Origin of the sequence: Streptomyces thermoalcalitolerans, from assembly GCF_039525155.1 — a bacterium.
Lineage (GTDB): Bacteria > Actinomycetota > Actinomycetes > Streptomycetales > Streptomycetaceae > Streptomyces > Streptomyces thermovulgaris.
In genome coordinates this window covers 1-14862 of record NZ_BAAAHG010000080.1, presented here as the reverse complement: position 1 = coordinate 14862, position 14862 = coordinate 1, and the positions used below count along the sequence as shown (strand labels likewise).

Below are 14862 nucleotides of genomic sequence, written 5' to 3'. Positions count from 1 at the left end.
GCCGCCGCCGTCCACGCGGCCCGTCCGGCCGGGGCGGTGCGGGCCGTCGGGACCGTCGCGCGGGCCCTGGGCAGGAGGGAGGCGGCGGCCGGGTTGCCGCTCAGGGCCTGGAGGGCGGTCACGTCGTCGGGAGTGGGCCGGTGGCCGGTCTCCAGGCACTCCTCGAGCAGGGCCAGATAGGCGGCCGCCGTGCCGGGGAGGGCGGCACGGTAGCGGGCGAGGTCGGCCAGCAGGAACGCGCGCAGCCGGACGCCCTCGCGGATGGCCTCGTCGAGCGACTCGGCGAGCCGGAGACAGTCCCGTACGTCCTCGGCTCCGGCGGAAGGGGAGTGAACGGCGAGGGCGAGGGCGCGGCGGAGCACACGCAGCTCCTCCGCACCGAACGCCATGCCGCCGCGGGTTCCGTGTGGCGTGGGCATGGCCCGACCATACGCGCCAATCGGACAAATCGGGCGCATGGCACGCGCTCGGAGCCGTTCCGGGCCGGGCACTCTTCCCGCGCCCGAGGTCCGGGACCTGGGACCCGCAAACCCGCAGGCGCGCGCACTCGCGGGCTCGCGGGCTCAGGGGCTCGCGGGCGGCTCAGAGGCGCGACACGTTCCGTTCGTACACCAGCCGCAGTCCGATCAGCGTCAGCCACGGCTCGTGCTCGTCGATCACCGAGGACTCGCCCAGCACCATCGGCGCCAGCCCGCCCGTCGCGATCACCGTCACGTCGTCCGGGTCGTCGGCCAGCTCCCGGGCCATCCGGCGCACCACCCCGTCGACCTGCCCGGCGAACCCGTAGATGATGCCGGCCTGCATCGCCTCGACCGTGTTCTTGCCGATCACGCTGCGCGGCCGGGCCACCTCGATCTTCCGCAGCTGCGCCGCCTTGACGCCCAGCGCCTCCACGGAGATCTCGATGCCGGGCGCGATGACCCCGCCGACGTACTCCCCGCGCGCGCTGATCGCGTCGAACGTCGTCGCCGTGCCGAAGTCGACGACGATCGCCGGCCCGCCGTACAGCTCGTTCGCCGCCACCGCGTTGATGATCCGGTCGGCGCCGACCTCCTTGGGGTTGTCGAACAGGATCGGCACCCCCGTCTTCACGCCCGGTTCGACGAGCACCGCGGGCACGTCGCCGTAGTGGCGCCGGGTCACCTCCCGCAGTTCCTGCAGCACCGACGGCACGGTCGCGCAGACCGCGATGCCGTCGATGCCGTCGCCCAGCTCCTCGCCGAGCAGCGGGTGCATGCCCATGAGACCGTTCAGCAGCACCGCCATCTCGTCGGCCGTGCGGCGCGGGTCCGTGGAGATGCGCCAGTGCTCGACGATGTCCTCCCCGTCGAACAGTCCCAGGACCGTGTGCGTGTTGCCGACATCGATCGTCAGGAGCATGGTCACTACTCCGCCTCGCGCAGATCCAGGCCGATGTCCATGATCGGCGAGGAGTGGGTCAGGGACCCCACGGCCAGGAAGTCGACACCGGTCTCGGCGTAGGCACGGGCGTTGTCCAGGGTGAGCCGGCCCGAGGCCTCCAGCAGCGCCCGGCCGCCGGCGATCGCCACGGCCTCCTCGCACTCGCCGGGCGTGAAGTTGTCCAGCAGGATCAGGTCGGCCCCGGCGTCCACGACCTCGCGCAGCTGGTGCAGGGTGTCCACCTCGACCTCGATCGGCACGTCGGGGAACGCCTCCCGCACGGCCTTGAAGGCCTGCGCGACCCCGCCGGCGGCCACCACGTGGTTGTCCTTCACCAGGGCCGCGTCCGACAGCGCCATCCGGTGGTTCACGCCGCCGCCGCACCGGACGGCGAACTTCTCCAGCGAGCGCAGCCCGGGCGTGGTCTTGCGGGTGTCGCGCACCTTCGCCCTGGTGCCCTCCAGGGCGTCCGCCCACGCGCGCGTGGCGGTCGCGATGCCGGACAGGTGGCACAGCAGGTTCAGCGCGCTGCGCTCGGCGGTCAGCAGGTCACGCGTGCGCGTGGTGACCGACAGCAGCTTCTGCCCGGCCTCGACGCGGTCGCCGTCCTCGACGTGCCGCTCGACCTCGAAGTCGTCCGTGCAGACGACCGACAGCACGGCCTCGGCCACGCGCAGACCGGCCACGACGCCCGCCTCGCGGGCGACGAAGTCACCGGTGGCCACGGCCGTCTCGGGGATGGTCGCGACCGTCGTGACGTCCACGCCGCCGGCGAGGTCCTCCTGGATGGCGACGTTGGCGATGTCCTCGACCTCGACGGGGTCGAGTCCGGCGTCCGCCAGGAGCCGGGCGAGGGCGGGGTCGAGCCCGCACTCCGGGTACTCCTCGCCGGCGTCCGCGCCGCAGGCGCAGCCGCCGCCGCAGCAGCCGTTCGAGGCGAGGGGAAGGTCTTCGGTGCTCACGTGGGTCACTGCTCCTGGGAACGCGGGGGCGCGGGGGCCTCGGGACGGGTCGGGGGGAAGTCTGCGCCGTCCGTGGTGCTCAGGGCCGGCGTGTGGTCCGGATTCAGCCGTACGACGATGTGGCGGCGCCAGTGGGTGTCGTCGCGCCCGGGGTGGTCCTCGCGCCAGTGGCAGCCGCGGGTCTCCCGGCGCAGCCGGGCGGCGGCGACCAGGACGCGGGCCACGCACAGCAGGTTGGTGGTCTCCCAGGTGTCGACGCCGGGTTCGGGGGTCTTGCCGTTCTCCTCCAGGGCCTCGCGGGCCTCGGTGTGCAGCCGCTCGAGCCGGTCGGCGGCCGTGGCCAGGGAGGCGGCGGAGCGCAGGACGCCCGCGCCCTCGGTCATGATCCGCTGGATCGTGAACCGGGCCTCGGAGGGGAGCAGGGGGTGCGCATCCCGGCCGGCGTGCGCGACGGGCAGCGCCACGCGCGCGGCAAGGCCGCCGGCCGCCCGCTCCCGCGCGATGTCGGCGGCGATGCGCTCGGCGTAGACCAGCCCCTCCAGCAGGGAGTTGGAGGCGAGCCGGTTGGCGCCGTGCACGCCGGTGCAGGCCACCTCGCCGCACGCGTACAGGCCGGGCACGGTCGTCCGGCCGCGGGAGTCCGTGCGCACGCCTCCGGAGGCGTAGTGGGCGGCCGGGGCGATCGGGACGGGCTCGGTGACCGGGTCGATGCCGTGGGCGCGGCAGGCGGCCAGGATGGTCGGGAAACGCTGCTCCCACATCCGCGCGCCGAAGTGCCGGGCGTCGAGGAACATGTGCGCGGCGTCCTGCTCCCGCATCCGCCGCATGATGCCCTTGGCGACGATGTCCCGGGGCGCGAGTTCGGCCAGTTCGTGCTGCCCCACCATGAAGCGCACGCCGTCGCCGTCGACCAGGTGGGCGCCCTCGCCGCGCACCGCCTCGGAGACCAGCGGCTGCTGGCCCTCGGCGTCGGCGCCGAGGAACAGCGCGGTCGGGTGGAACTGCACGAACTCCAGGTCGGAGACCTCCGCCCCCGCGCGCAGGGCGAGCGCCACGCCGTCGCCCGTGGACACGGACGGGTTGGTGGTCACGGAGAAGACCTGGCCCATGCCGCCGGTGGCCAGGACCACGGCGGGCGCGTGCACGGCGCCCACGCCGTCGTGCTGGCCCTCGCCCATGACGTGCAGGGTCACGCCCGCGGCATGGCCGTCGGCGTCCGTGAGCAGATCCAGGACGAGCGCGTTCTCGATGGTGCGCACGCCCCGTGCGCGTACCGCCTCGACGAGCGCCCGGGAGATCTCCGCGCCCGTCGCGTCGCCGCCCGCGTGGGCGATGCGGCGGCGGTGGTGGCCGCCCTCGCGGGTGAGCTGGATGCCGCCCTCGTCGTCGGTGTCGAAGTGTGCGCCGGTCGAGATCAGCCGCCGTACGGCGTCGGGCCCCTCGGTGACGAGCAGCCGTACGGCCTCCTCGTCGCACAGGCCCGCGCCCGCCACCAGGGTGTCGTCCAGGTGCTGCTCGGGGGTGTCCCCCTCGCCGAGGGCCGCCGCGATGCCGCCCTGGGCCCAGCGGGTGGAGCCGTCGTCGAGACGGGCCTTGGTCACCACGACCGTCGTCAGACCGGCGTCCTCGCAGCGCAGCGCGGCGGTCAGACCGGCCACCCCGGAGCCGACGACCACGACGTCCGCGGTGATGGACCACCCGGGCGCGGGTGCGTGCAGTCGTATGCCTGTGCTGGTCACGAGGAGGCTCCGAGGGTTCCGAAGGTGAGGGGGATGTTGTCGATCAGCCGGGTCGTCCCGACCCGGGCGGCGACGGCGAGGACGGCCTCGCCGGTGAAGTCGTCGTCGATCTCGGTGAAGTCGGACGGGTCGACGAGGGCCAGGTAGTCGAGTTCGAGCGGCGGGTCGAGACGCGCGGCCTCGTCCAGGACCAGCTGGGCGGCCGCGCGGACGGCGGAGGCGGCGCCGGGGGACGCCTTGGCGACGGCGGCGGCGTCGGCGGCCGCGCGGGACTCCCCGAGCGCGCTGAGGGCCTCGGCGCGCGCCGGTGTGCAGGGCACCTCGCGGGCCCGCGCCCGCAGTGCCTCCTGGGCGGCGTGCCGGTCCCGGCCCGCGAACAGGGCCCGGGAGAGCGCCAGGGCGGTGCGCCGCTCCCGCGGGGAGAGGTAGCGGTTGCGGCTGGACAGGGCCAGGCCGTCGTCCTCGCGCACGGTCGGCACGGCGACGATCTCCACGCCGAAGTTCAGGTCGCGCACCATACGGCGGATCAGGGCGAGCTGCTGGGCGTCCTTCTGGCCGTACAGGGCCACGTCGGGACGGGTGAGGTGCAGCAGCTTGGCGACCACGGTGAGCACGCCGTCGAAGTGCCCGGGGCGCGAGGCTCCCTCCAGGCGTTCGCCCATGGGGCCGGCGCTGATCCGGACCTGGGGTTCGCCGCCCGGGTAGACCTCCTCCACGGACGGCGCGAACACGACGTCGGCGCCCGCCTGCTCGGCGATCTTCAGGTCCGCCTCCAGCGTGCGCGGGTAGCGGTCGAGGTCCTCGCCCGGGCCGAACTGCAGCGGGTTGACGAAGACGGTGACGATCACGAAACCCTGGTCGCCGACATGGGTGCGGGCCGTGCGGATCAGGGTGGCGTGGCCCTCGTGCAGGGCGCCCATGGTCATGACGACGGCGGTGCGTCCGGAGCCCGTGCGGCGGGCGCGTACGCGCTCCAGGTCGTCCACCGTGGAGGCGAGTTCGAACGTGCGACGGCTCATCGGTCTTCCCCGTTCTCGGGTACGCCGGCACCGCCGGCGAGTACTCCCAGCAGGTCCTCGGCGAGTTCGGGCTTGAGCAGGCCGTGGGCGAGCGCGCGGTCGGCGGTGGCGCGGGCCATCGCCAGATAGCCGGCGACGGTCTGCGGGGCGTGCCGGCGCAGTTCGCTGACGTGGGCGGCGACCGTGCCGGCGTCCCCGCGTGCGACGGGGCCGGTCAGGGCCGCGTCGCCCGAGCGCAGGGCGTTGTCCAGGGCGGCGCCGAGCAGGGGGCCGAGCATCCGGTCGGGGGCCTCGACACCGGCCCGGCGCAGCAGCTCCATGGACTGGGCGACCAGGGTCACCAGGTGGTTGGCGCCCAGGGCGAGCGCCGCGTGGTACAGCGGGCGCATCTCCTCGGCGATCCACTCCGGTTCGCCGCCCATCTCGATGACCAGGGCCTCGGCGGCCGTCCGCAGTTCCTCGGGCGCGGTGACGCCGAAGGAGCACCCGGCCAGCCGCTGCACGTCGACGGGGGTGCCGGTGAAGGTCATCGCCGGGTGCAGGGCCAGCGGCAGCGCGCCCGCGCGCAGGGCGGGGTCGAGCACTTTCGTGCCGTACCGGCCGGAGGTGTGCACCAGCAGCTGTCCGGGGCGCACCGCTCCGGTCTCGGCCAGGCCCGCGACCAGTCCGGGCAGGGTGTCGTCGGGGACGGTCAGCAGCACCAGGTCGGCCCGGCGCAGCACCTCGGCGGGCTGCACCAGGGGCACGCCGGGGAGCATCTGCTCGGCGCGTCGCCGGGAGGCGTCGGAGATCCCGGACACGGCCACCGGGCGGTGCCCGGCGAGCTGGAGGGACGCGGCGAGCGCGGGGCCCACCCGGCCGGCACCCACGACGCCGACGGTGAGCCGCGCGGGGCGGTCCCTGGGGTCCGGTTGTTGATGTGTACTCACGCGACGGCGCCTTCCGTTCCAGTCCGCTACGGGTACCGGACGATTTCTCGTCATGTTAACGCGATCGGTTCCGGGGACGTTCGTCCGTCCACAGGCTGTGGGTTTCCCCACGAACCCGGCGGGAAATCCGGGTGCCCGCCGCAGTCGGCGCACACGGCGATCCGCGATGATCCCGGACATGACCGACGGGGCGGAGCGGAACGGCCGGCAGGAGGAGCGACTCCCGGACGGAGGGTGCGAGGAGCAGCGCGAACGGCTGCGCGCACGGCGTGCGAAGGCCCACCGGAACGCGGAACGGGTGCTCGCACGCCCCGGGTTCCTGGGGACGCTCCGGGAGCGGCTGGCGCTGCTGGAGCGGGCGGAGGAGTTCCACGACCTCGACGAGCCGTCGGACCTGTACGGCGACGGGGTCGTCGAGGCCCTGGAGCGGAAGGTCGCCCGGCTGCTCGGCAAGGACGCCGCCGCCTTCTTCCCGACCGGCACGATGGCCCAGCAGGTCGCCCTGCGCTGCTGGGCGGGCCGCACCGGCAACCCGGCGGTCGCGCTGCACGCCCTGTCCCACCCCGAGGTGCACGAGAGGCATGCCCTCAGCCAGGTCTCCGGTCTGCGTCCGGTGCGGGTGACGAGCGCGCCCCGGCCGCCGACCGCCGAGGAGGTGCACGGCCTCGACGAGCCCTTCGGGACGCTGATGCTCGAACTGCCGCTCAGGGACGCCGGTTTCCTCCTTCCCACCTGGGAGGAGCTCACCGGGCTCGTCGAAGCGGCACACGCGCGTGACGCGGTGGTGCACTTCGACGGTGCGCGTCTGTGGGAGTCCACCGTGCACTTCGGCCGCCCGCTGGAGGAGATCGCGGACCTGGCCGACAGCGTGTACGTGTCGTTCTACAAGTCCCTCGACGGCTACGGCGGCGCCGCGCTCGCCGGCCCGGGGGACCTGGTGGAGGAGGCCAGGGCCTGGCGGCACCGGTACGGCGGCGATGTCTTCCAGCAGTTCCCCACGGCCCTGTCGGCCCTGGCCGGCCTGGAGCGGGAGCTGCCCCGTCTGCCCGCGTACGTACGGCACGCGCGCGTGGTGGCCGCCGCGCTGCGCGAGGGCCTCGCCGCGGCGGGGCTGCCGTGGGCGCGTGTGCACCCCGAGGTGCCGCACACCCATGAGTTCCAGGTCTGGCTGCCGTACGAGGCCGGTGTGGCCGCCGAGGCGGCGGTCCGGACCGCCGAGGAGACGGGCACGATGCTCTTCGCGGGCGGCTGGCGCTCCCCGGGCCCCGGTCTGTCCCTCACCGAGGTCTCCGTGCGGGCCGCCGGCCTGGACTGGACGCCAAACGACGTGCGGATCGCGGTCGCGCAGTTCGCGGCCCGGCTGGAGGAACAGGCGGGGAAACAGACGGAGGAGCAGACGGAGGAGCGGGCGGAGGAACGACGGGAAGAGCCGGAGGAGCCGGAGGAGCACGTCGGCGAGGGCGGGTGACCGCTCGGGCGGTACCGGTGCCGGCCGTCAGTCGAACCGGATGTGACGGACGCCCACCTTCGCCTGCCGCAGCCGGGTCCGCAGCGGGCCGTCGGTGTCGGGCCTCAGCGCCAGGCCGGCCAGAGCGGCGATCCGGTCGGCCGTCTCCGGCACGGTCACGTGGTCCGTCCACAGGTGCTCGGCGAACTCCGGCTCGCGCAGCCGCTCGAGGCAGTGGTCGAGCTGCCGCACGGCCCAGGACTCCCGGCCCGGGCCGGCGCTTCTGCCCGCGATGCGGGCGAGCAGGTGCCCCAGGCCGCGCTCCCGCAGCCGCCTCAGCACGGTCCCGCGTCCCGCGAGCAGGGTGAAGTGCCGGACGTCGTGCCCCAGTTCGCGCAGCCGACCGACGGTCTCGGCGAAGTGGCCGGAGTCGGTGACGGTCATGGGGGCGATCACCACCCCCTTGTGCCGGGTGAGGGCCAGGTCCAGGACCTCGACCACACCCTGCCGCCAGGACACCAGCTCCCGGAAATCACCGCGCAGCGCGGGCGGGAGCGTGCGGTGCAGACCGAAGCCGACGTGTTCGGGGTCGCAGACGACGCTGCCGGGCAGGCGGCGGTGGATCTCGTACGCGGTCTGTGTCTTTCCGCCCCCGAAGGGACCGTTGATCCACAGGAGCATGCGCAGACCCTACCGAGCCGGGACCCTGCCGGCCCCTGCCGGCGTCCGCCCGCTCCGCTCAGCCGTGTCCGCCGGCCCGGACGAGACCGGTCTCGTAGGCCATGACCACCACCTGCACCCGGTCCCTGAGGCCCAGCTTGGTCAGGATCCGGCCCACATGGGTCTTCACGGTCGCCTCGGACAGCACCAGCCGGGCGGCGATCTCGCCGTTCGACAGGCCCTGGGCGACCAGCACCATGACCTCGCGCTCGCGCTCGGTGAGCCGCTGCAGCTCCTTGTGCTGCGGCTCCTTGCCGCCGCTGGGCAGCATCGGCGCGAACCGGTCGAGCAGTCGCCTGGTGGTGGAGGGCGCGACCACGGCGTCACCGCTGTGCACGGCGCGGATCGCGGCGAGCAGATCGCCGGGCGGCACGTCCTTGAGCATGAACCCGGAGGCACCCGCCTTCAGCCCGGAGAAGGCGTACTCGTCGAGGTCGAAGGTGGTCAGGATCAGCACCTTCGGGGGGTTGGGCCCGGAGCAGATGCGGCGGGTGGCCTCCACACCGTCCAGCTTCGGCATGCGCACATCCATCAGCACCACGTCCACCTCGGTGGAGCGCAGCACCTGCAGGGCCTCGGCGCCGTCGCCCGCCTCCGCGACGACCTCCATGTCGGGCTGGGCGGCGAGCACCATCCGGAATCCGGTGCGCAGCAGCACCTGGTCGTCGACGAGCATCACGCGGATCGTCATCGTGATCCTTCCGTCCTGTGGTCGGCGGGTGGGAAGAGCAAGGGACGTGAAAGGGGGTGAGCAGGGGGGGTGGGCAGGGCGTGAGAAGGGTGGTGAAAGGGACGACGGGGGCGTGCGGCGCGCGGTCATGTCACTGCGTCGGTTTGAGCGGCAGCAGGGCGCTGATGCGGAAGCCTCCACCGGGGCGCGGGCCCGCGTCCAGAGTGCCGCCGACCATGCCGACGCGCTCGCGCATGCCGATCAGGCCGTGGCCCTGGCCGTCGGCACCGCCGTCCTTGTAGAGCTCCTGCGGGGCGCCCTTGCCGTCGTCCTCGACGAGCAGACCGAGGCCGTCGTCGAAGTAGACCAGGCGCACGCTCGCGCTCGCGTCCGGCCCGCCGTGCTTGCGGGTGTTGGTCAGGGCCTCCTGCACGATGCGGTACGCGGTGAGCTCGACCCCCCTGGGCAGCGGGCGCGGGCTGCCCTCGATCCTGAAGTCCACGGGCAGTCCGGACTCCCGGCACTGCTCGACCAGCTCCGCGATCTGGTCGGCGCCGGGCTGGGGCACGTACTCGCCGCTCTCCTGGTGCTCGCCGGTGCGCAGCACGCCCAGCAGGCGGCGCATCTCGGCGAGGGCCTGGCGGCCGGTGGAGGAGATGGTCTCCAGGGCTTTCCTCGCCTGGTCGGGCGCGGTGTCGAGCACATAGGCGGCGCCGTCGGCCTGCACCACCATCACCGACACGTTGTGCGCGACCACGTCGTGCAGCTCGCGCGCGATGCGGGCACGCTCGGCGGCGACCGCCACCTTGGCCTGCGCCTCGCGCTCCTTCTCCAGACGGGCGGCGCGCTCCTCCAGCTGCGCGAAGTAGGCACGGCGGGTGCGCATGGAGTCGCCGAGCACCCAGGCGAGCGCGAACGGCACCGTCAGGAAGACCGCCAGGGCCACGTTGGTCAGCGCGGTCACATGGGGCTCCGGCCAGCGGATCTGCGCGACGGTCGCCGCGCACAGCCCGCCGGCCAGGGCGAACCGGGAGGCCCAGCGGGCACCGTTCGCGGCGACCGTGTAGATGATCACCAGCATGGCGAAGTCCGCCGCCGTCGTCTCGATGTCCAGGGCCAGCTGCGCCACACCGGTCGCCGCCGCCAGCACCAGCATCTTCTCGGGCATCCGGCGGCGCAGTGCGACGACCACGCTCAGCACCAGGGAGACGGCCAGCAGCTCGCCGAGCGATCCGTGGTGGTCCGGCGTCCCGCTGACGTTCACCGCGTTCGCGCTGGAGATTCCGAGCAGAACGAGCGCCCAGAAGCTGTCGACCCACATCGGGTGCCGGCGGAGGAAGTCATAGAGGCGCTGCACGTCACCCAGCGTAGGAAAGCGTGATGGTCGCAGGAGTCAACCGGAGGGCCGATCCGCGCGGGGCTCTCGTACTCCCCAAGGTGGAGGCCGCACTTGTCCGTACGCCTAGTCTGGCCGGGTGGCGAACGGCACAGAGGAGCACACCGTGAACGCCGCGCGGGGCGCCGCGGCGGACGGCCCGACGCAGGAGTGGCGCGGCTGGCGGGCGGCGGCCGAGGAGGCCCTGTACGGGCCGGACGGCTTCTACCGGCGGCCGGAGGGGCCGGCCGGGCATTTCCGTACGTCCGTGCACGCCTCGCCGCTGTTCGCCCGGGCCGTGGCGCGGCTGCTGTGCCTGGTCGACGAGGCGCTGGGCCGCCCGGCGGCGCTGGACTTCGTGGACATGGCGGCCGGGCGGGGCGAGCTGGCCGGCGGGGTGCTCGCCGCGCTGCCCGCGGAGGTGGCCGCACGCACGCGGGTGCACGCCGTCGAGATCACCGGCCGGCCCGGCGGTCTCGACGACCGGATCGCATGGCTGTCCGAGCCCCCGCGGAGGATCACGGGGCTGCTGTTCGCCAACGAGTGGCTGGACAACGTGCCGGTGGAGGTCGCGGAGGTGGACGGTGCGGGCGTGCCCCGGCGCGTCCTCGTACGGCAGGACGGCACCGAGCGGCTCGGGGAACCGGTCCCGGAGGCGGAGGCGCGATGGCTGGCACGCTGGTGGCCGCTGCCGGCCGAGCCGGGGCTGCGCGCGGAGATCGGACTGCCCCGGGACGCCGCCTGGGCCGCCGCGGTCGCCCGTGTGGAGCGGGGGCTGGCGGTCGCCGTCGACTACGCGCACACGGCGGCCTCCCGGCCGCCCTTCGGCACGCTCACCGGCTTCCGGGAAGGGCGGGAGACGGCACCGGTGCCGGACGGGTCGTGCGACATCACGGCCCATGTGGCGCTGGACGCGTGCGCCGCGCACGGGCCCTCGGGAGCCCGTCTGCTCACCCAGCGCGACGCCCTGCGTGCCCTGGGCGTCACCGGCACCCGCCCTCCGCTGTCGCTCGCCTCCACGCACCCCGGGGAGTACGTGCGTGCCCTGGCGCGTGCCGGGGAGGCGGCCGAGCTCACCGCGGCCGGCGGGTTCGGCGACTTCGGCTGGCTGGTGCAGCCGGTCGGGGCGTCCGGGGCGGCGGCCCTGTCGGCCCTACTTGTCGATGTCCCCGACCACGAAGAACACTGACCCCAGGATCGCCACCATGTCCGCCACCAGCGTGCCCGGCAGCAGCTCGGTGAGCACCTGGATGTTGTTGTACGAGGCCGAGCGCAGCTTCAGCCGGTACGGGGTCTTCTCGCCCTTGCTGACCAGGTAGTAGCCGTTGATGCCGAGCGGGTTCTCGGTCCACGCGTACGTGTGCCCCTCGGGTGCCCTCAGCACCTTCGGCAGCCGCTGGTTGACCGGGCCCGGCTCCATCTCGGCCAGCCGGTCCAGACAGGCGTCGGCGAGGTCGAGCGCGTTGTGGGTCTGCTCCAGCAGGCACTCGAAACGGGCCAGGCAGTCGCCCTCCTGCCGGGTGACGACCTTCAGGGTGTCGCGCAGCTCCCCGTAGGCGAGGTACGGCTCGTCGCGGCGCAGGTCGAAGTCGACGCCCGAGGCGCGCGCGACCGGCCCGCTCACCCCGTAGGCGTGCACGGCCTGCGGCGAGAGGACGCCCACGCCCCGGGTGCGGCCCCGGAAGATCTCGTTGCCGAGCACCAGGTCGTCGTAGACGTCCATGCGGGAGCGCACCTCGGCGACCGCGGCACGCGCGCGCGTGGTCCAGCCGGCCGGCAGGTCCTCCTTCAGACCGCCGACGCGGTTGAACATGTAGTGCATCCGGCCGCCGGAGACCTCCTCCATGACGTGCTGGAGGACCTCGCGCTCCCGGAACGCGTGGAAGACCGGTGTGATGCCGCCCAGCTCCAGCGGATAGGAGCCGAGGAACATCAGGTGGTTGAGCACCCGGTTGAGCTCCGCGAGCAGCGTGCGCGTCCACACCGCGCGCGGGGGGACCTCCATGCCGAGCATCCGCTCCACGGCCAGGACCACACCCAGCTCGTTGGAGAAGGCCGACAGCCAGTCATGACGGTTGGCCAGCATGATGATCTGGCGGTAGTCACGCGCCTCGAACAGCTTCTCCGCACCGCGGTGCATATAGCCGACCACCGGCTCCGCGCTCACGATGCGCTCGCCGTCCAGCACCAGCCTCAGCCGCAGCACGCCGTGCGTGGACGGGTGCTGGGGGCCGATGTTGAGCACCATGTCGGTGCTCTCCGCGGCGCCGCCGATCCCGACCGTGGTCTGGGTCGTAGGAGTCATGAACCCAGTCTCCCCTACGTACGCTTGCCCCATGGAGACGGGGAGCGTGGACGAGAAACGGGCGGACGGGGACGAACCGGTGTGGATCCCGCTGCCGCGCGGCCTGCTGAGGCTGCGACGGCTGCTGCTGGTGGTGTGGCTGGGGCTGCTCACCCTGGCCGCGGGCCTGCTGCCGGGCCTGCTGATCGGCCCGGCCTGGTCGGCGTTCGCGCTGCTGCCGCTGGCGCTGATGGCGTGGGGCTGGGTCCTGCTCGAGCGCAACTGGCGCTCCTGGCGGTACGCCGAGCGCGCCGACGACCTGCTGATCAGCCGGGGTGTGCTGTGGCGCGAGGAGACCGTCGTGCCGTACGGGCGGATGCAGCTGGTCGAGGTCACCTCCGGGCCGGTCGAGCGACGCTTCGGGCTGGCCACCGTGCAGCTGCACACGGCCGCCGCCGCGACCGACGCGACCATTCCCGGCCTCGACCCGGCCGAGGCGGAACGGCTGCGCGACCGGCTCACCGAGCTCGGTGAAGCCCGATCGGCGGGGTTGTGACAGCGGTGGGGGGCGAAGCGATGGGGGGCGAGAAGACCGTCCGCGACGAGCGGCCGGTGATCGAGCGGCGGCTGCACCCCGTGACCCCGTTCAGGCGGGCGTGGGCGCCGGTCGCCGTGCTCACGGGCTGGGCCGTGCACGATCCCGACCAGGCGCAGCGGCAGCTCACCCGGCTGACCACGACCACCCTGCTGGCCGGGCTCGCGGTGCTCCTGTGCGCGGCCGCCCTCTACGGCTTTCTGTCCTGGTGGTTCACGCACTTCGCGGTGACCGACACCGAACTGCGCATCCGCACCGGTCTGGTGTTCCGGCGCACCGCGCACATCAGGCTGGAGCGGATCCAGGCCATCGACATCACCCGGCCGCTGCTCGCCCGCATCGCGGGCGTGGCCAAGCTCAAGCTCGACGTCATAGGGACGGACGAGAAGGACGAACTGGCCTTCCTCGGCGAGGAGGAGGCCCGGGCGCTGCGCGCCGAGCTGCTGGCACGGGCGGCCGGGTTCGCGCCCGAGTCGGCGCACGAGGTGGGGGAGGCACCCGCGCGGGAGCTCGTGCGCGTCCCCGCGCGCGTGATCGTCGTCTCGCTGCTGCTGAGCGGCGCGACCTGGGGGACGCTGCTCGCCGCCGCCGTCGTGCCGCCGCTGCTGTGGACGGTCACCCACAACCCGTGGACGGTGCTGGGGACCGCGGTACCACTGATCGGCGGGGCCGTGACCAGCAGCGTGGGCCGCTTCGTCGCCTCCTACGACTGGACGGTGAGCGAGTCGCCCGACGGGCTGCGGATCGACCGGGGGCTGCTGGACCGCAGCCATGAGACGGTGCCGCCCGGCCGGGTGCAGACCGTACGGTTCGTGGAGCCGCTGCTGTGGCGGCGGCGCGACTGGGTCCGGGTGGAGCTGGACGTGGCCGGGTCGTCCGACTCCGTGCTGCTGCCGGTCGCCCCGCGCGAGGTCGCCGAGTCGGTCGTCGCACGGGTGCTGCCGGGAACGGCGGTGCCGCCGCAGACCTCCCTGACACGCCCGCCGCGGCGTGCCCGGTGGTGCCTGCCGGTGTGGTGGCGCGGGCACGGGATCGCCGTGACCGACACGGTGTTCGCCACGCGGCACGGACTTCTGTGCCGCCATCTCGCGCTGGTGCCGCACGCCAAGGTGCAGAGCGTACGGCTGACCCAGGGCCCGTGGGAACGCGCGCGGCGCGTCGCCGACGTCCATGTGGACACCGGCGCCAACAGGACCGTGACGGCCCGTCTGCGGGACGCCGAGGAGGCGGCGGAGCTGCTGCGGGCCCAGGCGGAGCGGTCCCGCACCGGGCGCCGGACCGCGCGCCCGGACCGCTGGATGACCTGAGGCCGGATGACCTGAGGGTGCGGCCCGGCGGCAAAGGTCAGGAGGCCGCGGTGCGCAGCCCCGGCATCTCGATCGACTCCGTCTCGTCATGGGCCGTCAGGTCGACGACCCGGCTCATGGCCGACTTGTACGGGGAGTCGGCCTCCGCCTTGTGGAGGGCGAGGGCCTCCTGTCCGGCCGCGCCGGCCGGCTCCTCGTTCCGGACGGAGTCCAGGTCGGTGGACGGCGTCCCCTTCCGCCCCTTCCTGGGGCTCTTCGTGCCGAAGAAGTCGAACCCGCCCTCGACCACCGGACGCCGCGCGGGCGCGGGCGGTACGACGGCCACCGCGGTCGGCACGGTGAAGTGCCCGGGGGGCCGCTGCGGCACGGACCGGGCCGGCGGTGCCGGGTCGGCCGCGGGGGCCGCGGGGGCCG

13 protein-coding genes and 2 pseudogenes are annotated in these 14862 nt (G+C 74.0%); 4 read left to right on the top strand and 11 right to left on the bottom strand.

The genetic code is table 11. From position 1 onward, the window contains the following. The 6 genes and pseudogenes from ABD224_RS27520 to ABD224_RS27495 all read right to left on the bottom strand — a co-directional run. Positions 1–419, bottom strand: a pseudogene (locus tag ABD224_RS27520) (hypothetical protein); the annotation flags it as partial. Between the two features lie 163 nt (positions 420–582). Beyond that, positions 583–1380: a type III pantothenate kinase gene (locus tag ABD224_RS27515; RefSeq protein ID WP_067393881.1), complete on the bottom strand. Its 798-nt coding sequence runs from the start codon at positions 1378–1380 to the stop codon at positions 583–585. Positions 1381–1385: 5 nt separating this feature from the next. After that, on the bottom strand, positions 1386–2363 hold the full coding sequence (gene nadC / locus ABD224_RS27510) for a carboxylating nicotinate-nucleotide diphosphorylase (RefSeq protein WP_344054694.1): 978 nt from the start codon (positions 2361–2363) through the stop codon (positions 1386–1388). A gap of 5 nt (positions 2364–2368) precedes the next feature. Then, positions 2369–4102, bottom strand: coding sequence for an L-aspartate oxidase (locus tag ABD224_RS27505; RefSeq protein WP_344054692.1), 1734 nt, complete (start codon positions 4100–4102; stop codon positions 2369–2371). Beyond that, positions 4099–5121, bottom strand: a complete 1023-nt coding sequence (gene panC, locus ABD224_RS27500; RefSeq protein ID WP_344054690.1) for a pantoate--beta-alanine ligase — start codon at positions 5119–5121, stop codon at positions 4099–4101. The genes ABD224_RS27505 and panC overlap by 4 nt, the downstream gene beginning before the upstream one ends. Further along, on the bottom strand, positions 5118–6050 hold the full coding sequence (locus ABD224_RS27495) for a Rossmann-like and DUF2520 domain-containing protein (RefSeq protein ID WP_344054688.1): 933 nt from the start codon (positions 6048–6050) through the stop codon (positions 5118–5120). The genes panC and ABD224_RS27495 overlap by 4 nt, the downstream gene beginning before the upstream one ends. 178 nt (positions 6051–6228) lie before the next feature. Here ABD224_RS27495 and ABD224_RS27490 point away from each other — a divergent pair, with 178 nt between their 5' ends. Continuing rightward, on the top strand, positions 6229–7518 hold the full coding sequence (locus tag ABD224_RS27490) for a threonine aldolase family protein (protein WP_344054686.1): 1290 nt from the start codon (positions 6229–6231) through the stop codon (positions 7516–7518). Positions 7519–7545: 27 nt separating this feature from the next. Here the strand turns inward: ABD224_RS27490 and ABD224_RS27485 are convergent, their stop codons facing one another. The 3 genes from ABD224_RS27485 to ABD224_RS27475 form a co-directional block, all read right to left on the bottom strand. Further along, a complete protein-coding gene (locus ABD224_RS27485; RefSeq protein WP_344054684.1) occupies positions 7546–8178 on the bottom strand; it encodes an AAA family ATPase in 633 nt (210 codons plus the stop codon). Between the two features lie 58 nt (positions 8179–8236). Beyond that, positions 8237–8908 (bottom strand): response regulator, encoded by a 672-nt coding sequence (locus ABD224_RS27480; protein ID WP_344054682.1) that lies wholly within the window; start codon positions 8906–8908, stop codon positions 8237–8239. A gap of 130 nt (positions 8909–9038) precedes the next feature. Next, positions 9039–10244: a sensor histidine kinase gene (locus ABD224_RS27475; protein WP_344054680.1), complete on the bottom strand. Its 1206-nt coding sequence runs from the start codon at positions 10242–10244 to the stop codon at positions 9039–9041. 145 nt (positions 10245–10389) lie between these two features. On the opposite strand from ABD224_RS27475, the gene ABD224_RS27470 reads away from it, so the two are divergent. Beyond that, positions 10390–11451: an SAM-dependent methyltransferase gene (locus ABD224_RS27470; RefSeq protein WP_344054696.1), complete on the top strand. Its 1062-nt coding sequence runs from the start codon at positions 10390–10392 to the stop codon at positions 11449–11451. Here ABD224_RS27470 and ABD224_RS27465 read toward each other — a convergent pair. Then, complete coding sequence (locus ABD224_RS27465) at positions 11416–12567, bottom strand: NADH-quinone oxidoreductase subunit D (RefSeq protein ID WP_344054678.1); 1152 nt, start codon at positions 12565–12567, stop codon at positions 11416–11418. The genes ABD224_RS27470 and ABD224_RS27465 overlap by 36 nt on opposite strands. Positions 12568–12598: 31 nt before the next feature. Between ABD224_RS27465 and ABD224_RS27460 the strand changes: the two genes are divergently transcribed. Both ABD224_RS27460 and ABD224_RS27455 read left to right on the top strand, forming a co-directional pair. Next, positions 12599–13102, top strand: coding sequence for a PH domain-containing protein (locus ABD224_RS27460; protein WP_344054676.1), 504 nt, complete (start codon positions 12599–12601; stop codon positions 13100–13102). A 20-nt stretch (positions 13103–13122) separates the two neighbouring features. Continuing rightward, positions 13123–14448: a PH domain-containing protein gene (locus ABD224_RS27455; RefSeq protein WP_344054674.1), complete on the top strand. Its 1326-nt coding sequence runs from the start codon at positions 13123–13125 to the stop codon at positions 14446–14448. Positions 14449–14485: 37 nt separating this feature from the next. Here ABD224_RS27455 and ABD224_RS27450 read toward each other — a convergent pair. After that, positions 14486–14862, bottom strand: a pseudogene (locus tag ABD224_RS27450) (hypothetical protein); the annotation flags it as partial.